This is a genomic window from Escherichia sp. KCJ4928 (genome assembly GCF_004352695.1).
Classification (GTDB): Bacteria; Pseudomonadota; Gammaproteobacteria; order Enterobacterales; family Enterobacteriaceae; genus ECMA0423.
This window is the reverse complement of the sequence record NZ_SJWV01000753.1, coordinates 1-257: the sequence shown is the minus strand read 5'-3', so window position 1 is coordinate 257 and position 257 is coordinate 1. Positions and strand designations below refer to the sequence as shown.

1 pseudogene is annotated in these 257 nt (G+C 54.1%); it reads left to right on the top strand.

Annotation, left to right across the window (positions count from 1 at the left end):
• Positions 1 to 178, top strand: a pseudogene (locus E0D98_RS26610) (conjugal transfer protein TrbA); the annotation flags it as partial.
• Positions 179 to 257: the final 79 nt, after the last annotated feature.

Genomic DNA, 257 nt, shown 5'->3' with positions numbered 1-257 from the left:
TCAGCCAGACCGCGATCGCAGACGTCAGATAAGGACCCGCTGGTCACTCACGGATGACGTGATACCACGCCGCCATGATAACGATGAAGGCTCAGATACTGGTGAAACCACCGAAACCACTGAAACCACTGAAACCACTGAAACCCGGCATCCCGCCGACAAGGAAAAAGCACAATGACCATCCGCTACACTGCAACACTGAACAATAAACACCTGTCCCTGACCGCCCTGTACCCTGACGGTGGTCAGGAGGTTAT